The sequence below is a fragment of the Lentilactobacillus parafarraginis DSM 18390 = JCM 14109 genome, assembly GCF_001435895.1.
Taxonomy (GTDB): domain Bacteria; phylum Bacillota; class Bacilli; order Lactobacillales; family Lactobacillaceae; genus Lentilactobacillus; species Lentilactobacillus parafarraginis.
Genome location: NZ_AZFZ01000044.1, coordinates 19,588 through 27,063, shown reverse-complemented (window position 1 = coordinate 27,063; position 7,476 = coordinate 19,588). Strand labels below are relative to the sequence as shown.

The following is a 7,476-nucleotide window of genomic DNA, read 5'->3' as shown; positions in this document are numbered from 1 at the left end:
CATATACGCCTCTAAGCTTAGTAGTTTTTATCTGATCGCAATTGTACTGCTGGTTCTGTACGCCCTATTTGTTCCCGAAGTCCGTTATGACCACGTTGATGCGCAGCATGACGGTGGGCCGACCAAGTTGACGACCGCTGCCAAAAGCCAGTTTGCCTACTACTGGGTTGTCTTGTTCATTGTGATGGTTTTCTACATGACGGTCAATGTTAAGATCCCCAGCTATATTTTGGAAAATCACTTCGGCTCACTGTCCGTGGGCTCAAGTGCGGTTGTTATCATGTCAGTTGGGACAATTATTGGTGGCATGATTTACGGCAATGTCTATCACTTGTTTAAAAGATACACCCTGTTTTTGGCGGTTCTCATTGAAGCCGTCAGCGTCTTTGCGATTAGCGCGGCTAATTCCGCAATTGGCTGTGTTGCCGGCGCGTTTGGAGTTGGGTTTGCGTTTGGCTTATTTATTCCGTTCATCTTCTCGAAGGGCTTATCCTTCGTCCCGAAGCGAATGGGTAACGATGCCACGACGGTCCTAATGCTGGCAACAAACGGCGCAAACTTTCTGTGCCCATATGTCAGTAAGCTGATCAACATTGGTGTGACTGACCACAGTCTGTTCATGATTTCTGGCGTCATTGCAACGGTGATCGCCGTCATTGAGCTGATCAAGCTAATGACTCATAACCATCTCCGGACAGCGAGTGAAAACGCCTAGAATATCTTTAACAACTTAATTTAAAAAATTGAACCCCTTAATTTCTGATTGAACTCAGAAATTAAGGGGTTCTTGATTTTTTGTAAAACGTTTAAACTTCCGTCAGCTAATTGTTCACGGATTTGTTCTAAAGTGGTAAACTGAAACAGTATATATAGGGAACCAGCAATCATTATTTGGGAATATGATTGGTAAAAGTACTCGACAAAATTAAGGCATTATAGGTGGTAGCAATGACAACAATTAAAGATGTTGCGAACGAGGCCGGGGTTTCCATTTCAACGGTTTCACGCATTCTAAACTTCGATGATACCCTTTCCGTGGGGGAAGATACCAGAAGGCGGGTTCTCGAAGTTGCCGAAAAACTTCAATATAAGAAGCGGAATAAACGCACACCAAAGTTAGGAAAGCAGATTGCGATTGTTCAATGGCATACTGATAAAGAGGAACTGTCGGATTTGTATTACCTTCAGATCCAGTATGGCATTGAAAACAAGGCCACCAGCTTGGGGGCTTCGATTGAACGGATTACTTATGAATCAATTGATAAGAGCCGCATCAAGAATTTCGACGGGATTATTGCGGTCGGTAAATTTGATCGGACAGAAGTGACCCACTTACAATCCTTTGGGCTGCCAGTTGTTTGCATTGGTGAAAATTATCTGGAATACGGGCTTGATTGCATCCGCAGCGACTTTGAGACGCCGGTTAGAAAGATTATTGATCGGTTTATTCAAAATGGCATTGATGATATTGGCATGATTGCCGGTCAGGAGTTGACCGTCACTGAAAAGCAGGACGTTCGGGATCCCCGAGTTGCTACGTTTAATCAGTATTTAACCAGTAAGGGACTCTATAACGAAAAGTTTGTTTATCAAGGAGCGTTCGGGCCGGAATCGGGGTTTGATCTTATGAGTCAAGCCATTGCCGATCTTGGTGAATCGCTGCCCCATGGCTTCATGATTGGGAGCGACTCAATGGCTGTCGGCGTTTTACGGGCTCTTCAGCAGCACCACATCAACGTGCCAAAACGGGTGAGCATCATCAGCTTTAACGATGTGGCCATCGCCAAGTACACCAGCCCAGCACTCACTACCGTTCACGTCCATACGGAATTGATGGGCGAGCGGGCGATTGAGATGTTGCTGGATCGAGTCAAGGATCCTAAAAAAGTGCCGGAACTCACCATTATTGGTACTGAATTGATGGAACGGGAAAGTAGTATTTAACTTTGGTCGCAATCGATCATAATTGTAAAGTGGAAACCAGTTCCTGATAATCGCAAACCAGAAGGCATTAATCATGAGCGGAACGCTTGGATTAATGCCTTTTGTTCGCAAACCATTTGAGAAAAAGTTCCTGATTATTTTGATTGATATTTCGTTCGGTACTTTCCTGGCGAAATGCCGACGCGTTTATTAAACGATCGAATAAAATTACTATAGTTGCCAAATCCGCTCTTTGCACAAACTTCGGTCACGTTCTTGCCGGCACGCAGGAGCTGTTTAGCCTGCTCAATGCGTTTTTCGGTCACGTATTGGTGCAGAGAAAGTCCCATGTACCGCTTGAAGTAACGGTCAAGATAGGTTGAATTTAAATAGAAATGCTTGCTAAAAGCAGCCAAACTCAAGTCATCCGCTAAATTTTCATCAATAAAGTGGGTGACTTTTTCCAAGAACGGGGGAATGATGTTTCGGGGCTGTTTCTTAATTTTATGAACTTTGTTGGCAAGTAACAGGATTTCAGCCAGTAAGATGCGTTGGTGAATATCGTTGCCATAGGCGTCTTTATCCAGAGTCGGAATTAGTTCATCACAAAAATTAACGTAATCGTCAAAGGCGTCGCTGCCGAGATTAAGGATGTTAATTTCTTTGGGATCGCTGACATCAAAACATCTGTACAGATCGGTCTTAGGAGTTGAAAGTTGCTTGATCAGGTCAATGTCGATGTTGAGAAATATCCGTTCGTAAGGGACGTCATCTCGAGTGACGGCTCGATGCCACACGCCATCAGGAATGGCAATTAGATAGCCCCGTTTAAGCGGAAAGGCCTCGTTTTTTGTAAAGAACGTGACATTTCCGGAGATGAAAAGGTAAAGCTCAATATGGTGGCTGTGGTGGTGAAAAGGCGTGTCGTGAAATCGATTGCGATTATGTGAGCAAACAATGTCGGTTGGTAGCGTCCCGTCCGCTGGTAAGTTGATTATCGTAATATCACCTCATTTTTTGCAATAGTTTTGTCAAAAAACGCAAAGAATATGCTTTTTAAAGCGTTTACAATTTATATTGTACAGAACATTAGTGATTAAGTAAATGTCCAGCACGTCGTCAGCAATTATTATTCTTTTGTTTACGTGCTGTCAAGGGACTCCTTGAAAAGACGATTGCTTAATTCCAAACGCAATGGAGATGGTATATAGAGATAAAACGGCTGGTTTATACACAGTTGTAAGCGGATTCACTTTTTCGTGATATATTAATATTATACCTAGGAGGGTAAAAATGGATAATCAAAAACAAACCGTCCACGATGGTTGGGATGAATATGCCAACAAGCGAATTTATAAGAGTCGTGGCAAAATTGGCATTATGAGATCCCTTGGATTTGGGGCTTTCTCGTTCTTCAGTATTTCAATGCAGGGCTTGGTCGGAGCCTGGTTAATGTTCTTCTACACCACATTTGCTGGCTTGAGTGCTGGTGAAGGGGCAACGATTTTCCTGATTGGCCGGGTGGCTAATGCCATTGTGTCATTGGTCATGGGAAACATTTCCGATAACGTTTATAAATACAAAATTGGCCGGATGTTTGGCCGGCGGCATTTATTTATTTTAGCTGCTGCCCCTGCCGTTTTAATTGCAATTACCATGTGGGTTGCCGGAATGAGCTTCTGGTACTACCTGATTACTTACCTAATTGTAACCGTCCTCATGTCTACGCTGCAGATTCCTTGGGAAACCTTACCAAATGAAATGACCAAGAACTTCAACGAGCGGACTAAGATGTCAACCACCCGAATGGTGATTGCCGGTCTTGGTGGGATGCTGACTCAGTTTGTTCCTGCCCAATTGTTCAAGTATTTCCCAAAGACTTCCCCAGAACCATATATTTTAATGCAGGTGATCTTCTCAGTCGTTACCTTCTTCTTAATCTTGATCACTTACCATACAACTTGGGAACACTTTGTAACCAAGGCGGAAGCCAAGAAGCTTGAAGCAGAAGCCCTTGAAGAAAATAACGGCCAAAAGCCCAACCTTAAGTCCGAGTTGAAAAATTACTTCTCAACTTTCAAAATTAAAACTTTCCGCCTTCACATGGGGATTTACTTAAGTTCGTACTTTGCAACGATTTTGTTCTCAACGGTCTTTGTTTACTACATTGTTTATGTGCTTAAGATGTCGACCAGTGTTTCAGGGTTCTTACAATCATTGAGTATCGTTTCAATTCCAGTGACGATTATTGCCGGGTTTGCGGTTACTAAATTTACCTACCGCTCACTTTACCTGTTTGGCTACTCCCTAATCTTGATTAGTGCGGCTAACTGGGCATTCGTTGCCTTCACTCGCCCAGTTCACATGATGGTTTGGCTGATCGTCGGAATGTCATTCTACGAAGTTGGGCTGTACATCCTGTACTTTGCACCATGGAATGTCTTCCCATTCATTCCCGATTTGGATACGTTGGTTACTGGTAAGAACCGAGCCGGTTTGTTCGCCTCAGTAATGACCTTTATTAACCAGATTAGTCAGGGACTCGCATCAGTTGTTGCCGGTTATTTATTGGACTTTGCCCATTTCCGCCAATCAGCTAGTGGCGCGGTTTCACAACCTCAAAGTGCAACCGATATGATTATCTTTATCGTATCCGGCGGGGTTGGTTTCATGATTCTATTGGCAATGTTCTTCGCTGCCCGTTTCCATTTGAGCAAGAAGACATTTAAGGTCCTTGCCCAAGAATTAGGCCGTCTTCAAAAGGGCGGTAGTCCAAAGGATGTTGATCCTCATACCAAAGCCGTTTGTGAAGACCTCACCGGGGTTAAGTATGACAGTATTGATTTTTGGAAAAAGAATGATCAGCCAAAGGCGAATACAAAAACTAATTAACTTCTAAGTCGTCTTGAGCATGAAAGGAGTGGCTAGAATGGCAAAGCAGGATGATGAAACGGATTGGAAAGCCGCTTTGGCTTCTAAAGAAAAGTTTAACGAGTTCATCACGAATTACTTTAAGGATCATCAGGAACTCACGGGGTCATACGACATTCCCTCCTATTATGAACATTACACGGTTCACTTGGACAGTCGAAAAGGAATTGTGATCACGTTGATAACCGGGATGAATCAGGCCGGTGACAATATGACGACGGCACTTCCGTTCAAACGGACGGAAACGATGTCGATTGAGGATTTCCGAAATTTGATTCTTCATAAGAAATTTGCTGATCAAAATATGTCGTTAGCGGATGTCTTCCAGACAGTTGCCGGCGTACCAGATTCCGGCAAATCCGAAGATTAACATCGGCCATTAACGATGATTGATGTGACGTGAATATATGGTATGAAAGCGGCAGTGGCAGTGCGGTTGGCTGTCCTGGCGCTTTTGTATCTTTAGCGGCAAATGATTCGGATGATTTAAAGATTATTGAACGAATTCGTTAACTGAACTGAAGTAAGAAAGGAAGAATTAGTTTGTCAAAAAAGACGTTTACCATCTCTCAAAACACCAAAGTTGTTGCGGCTGATTTCCGCAACCCGGTGCTGAAAAACGCGGCGATGATTCTGCAAAGAGATGTTTCGAAGGTGACAACCACCAAGGGTGCTGACAACCAGATTGATTTAACAATTGCTGCTGACGTCCCCGTAGAAGAAGATGACTTTCAGGTGAGCCTCATATCACCTGAAAAGGTTCGTATCACTGCCAAGACTGCTCTCGGTGTGATGTATGGTGCTCTAGCAGTTTCCCGGGAGATCCTCAAGGTTGACGACTTCTGGTACTTTATGGATATCCTTCCCCAGAGTTATCCGACAATTGAATGGACGAACTTCGACCTTCATTTACCTGACTATTCAACTAAATACCGGGCATGGTTCATCAATGATGAATTATTAATTATGGGATGGAAGGACCATGATTCCCAGACATACGTTTGGCAGCGGATCTTTGAAACTGCTTTGCGAGTTGGCTGTAACGTTGTGGTTCCGGGAACGGATAAGAATTCTCAGCTTAATCGCAACCCCGCTAAAGAATTTGGATTAATGATTGCCCATCATCATGCTGAGCCGCTTGGGGCTAAAATTTTTGCCAGGGTGTATCCCAATTTGACCGCGTCATTCACGAAGTATCCGGATTTATTTAGAAAGCTTTGGCGGGATGCCATTCTAGAGCAGAAGGGTACCCCAACGATTTACAGTTTAGGTTTTCGTGGTCAGGGTGATAAGCCATTCTGGCTGGATGATACCAGCCGGAAGTGGGACGATCAGGCCATTGCCGACGTCATTAACGGGATTATTAAAGAGCAGTATGACATGGTCAAAGAGCTTGATCCTGATGCCCCAATGGTTCTAAACGTTTATGGTGAGCTGACCGGTCTGTACAACAAAGGATTAATTAATGTCCCGGACGATATTATTGAGATCTGGGCTGATAGCGGTTATGGCAAGATGGTTTCTCGCCGTCAAGGGTTGGACAATCCACGCTCACCAATTTTGGATGTGCCAAATCCACACAACCGCCAGCGCGGCATTTACTATCACGTTGCCTTCCATGATTTACAGGCATCAAACTTCCTGGGATTATTACCAAATAGTCCGGCTTTCGTTTCAGAACAGCTGTCACTGGTTCGCGAAAAACACTTTGACACCCTGGAATTAATTAACACAGGGAGTATTAAACCCCATATTCTTTATCTCAGAGAAGCCGCAAAATCCTGGCTGGCTGATTATCAGCAACGGGACAACGAGACGATTTTAAGGGATTACGTTGACACGTATTACAGTGATCACCAAACTGAAATTAAGGATCTGTACAAGAAGTACTGGCAGGCGATTATCCAGTACGGCCCGCATACTGATGAAACGGCCGGTGACGAATTTTCGCCATACCTGATTCGCCGGATTATCAAAGCATGGGTCAGCCATAGTTCTAAATTGCCGGATGCCGGTTGGGTTGTGGGCGATGCCGATTTGGATGAAACCTGCACTAAATTGGATGCCATGATTACGCCTAAATTACCGGCCTGGCAGCAATTAGTTCTGGATGTTAAAAAGCTGATGCTGGAACTAAATGCCCATGATCTGAAGACATTCTATGGTGATTTCTATTTGAGCGTCTTGTTCCAAGCGAATGGGCTCCAGGCACTTCATTTGACGATTCAAGCCTATCAAGCAGCGCAATCCGCGAAGAAGCCTGACGATTACCTCAAACCGTTCTTACTGGCCGATCAGGCTTATCAAACCGTGAACGGCATTGTGAGCGCTGAAAAGGATCAGCCGTCAACAAAGTGGTACGACTTTTACGACAACGATGGTTATGACAACATGCCATTGGCTGCCAAGAAGCTGAAATTCCTTCGCCAGTATATTCGCACCCTTGGCGACAGTGATGATGAGGATCGCTGGGAACGACAACTTATTATGGCCACCTCCGAGGCGCGGGTAATGATGCTGTCAAATACGCACCGTGAGATGGACGACGACCAGTTAGCCAAGAAGCTGCGTGAAAAATTGATTGATAAACTCTAATTATTAAACCCGAATTATAATTGTGTT

General features: G+C 44.1%; 6 protein-coding genes. 5 read left to right on the top strand and 1 reads right to left on the bottom strand.

The window, feature by feature from the left end; all coding sequences use genetic code 11:
• Together FD47_RS15520 and FD47_RS10105 are read left to right on the top strand one after the other, a co-directional pair.
• The coding region (locus FD47_RS15520; RefSeq protein WP_162260756.1) for an MFS transporter at nt 1–715 on the top strand (715 nt) is incomplete at its 5' end.
• Nucleotides 716–948: 233 nt separating this feature from the next.
• The gene (locus FD47_RS10105) at nt 949–1,944 is read left to right on the top strand and encodes a LacI family DNA-binding transcriptional regulator (protein ID WP_008211102.1); all 996 of its coding nucleotides are present in this window, start codon (nt 949–951) and stop codon (nt 1,942–1,944) included.
• Between the two features lie 134 nt (nt 1,945–2,078).
• Here FD47_RS10105 and FD47_RS10100 read toward each other — a convergent pair whose 3' ends face one another.
• Nucleotides 2,079–2,882, bottom strand: a complete 804-nt coding sequence (locus FD47_RS10100; RefSeq protein ID WP_225425078.1) for an AraC family transcriptional regulator — start codon at nt 2,880–2,882, stop codon at nt 2,079–2,081.
• A 334-nt stretch (nt 2,883–3,216) separates the two neighbouring features.
• Between FD47_RS10100 and FD47_RS10095 the strand changes: the two genes are divergently transcribed.
• From FD47_RS10095 to FD47_RS10085, 3 genes are all read left to right on the top strand, one after another.
• A complete protein-coding gene (locus FD47_RS10095) occupies nt 3,217–4,815 on the top strand; it encodes an MFS transporter (RefSeq protein WP_054735479.1) in 1,599 nt (532 codons plus the stop codon).
• Nucleotides 4,816–4,852: 37 nt separating this feature from the next.
• Nucleotides 4,853–5,224, top strand: coding sequence for a hypothetical protein (locus FD47_RS10090; RefSeq protein WP_054735483.1), 372 nt, complete (start codon nt 4,853–4,855; stop codon nt 5,222–5,224).
• A gap of 173 nt (nt 5,225–5,397) precedes the next feature.
• Nucleotides 5,398–7,449, top strand: a complete 2,052-nt coding sequence (locus FD47_RS10085; RefSeq protein WP_056980619.1) for a glycosyl hydrolase 115 family protein — start codon at nt 5,398–5,400, stop codon at nt 7,447–7,449.
• Nucleotides 7,450–7,476 lie beyond the last annotated feature (27 nt).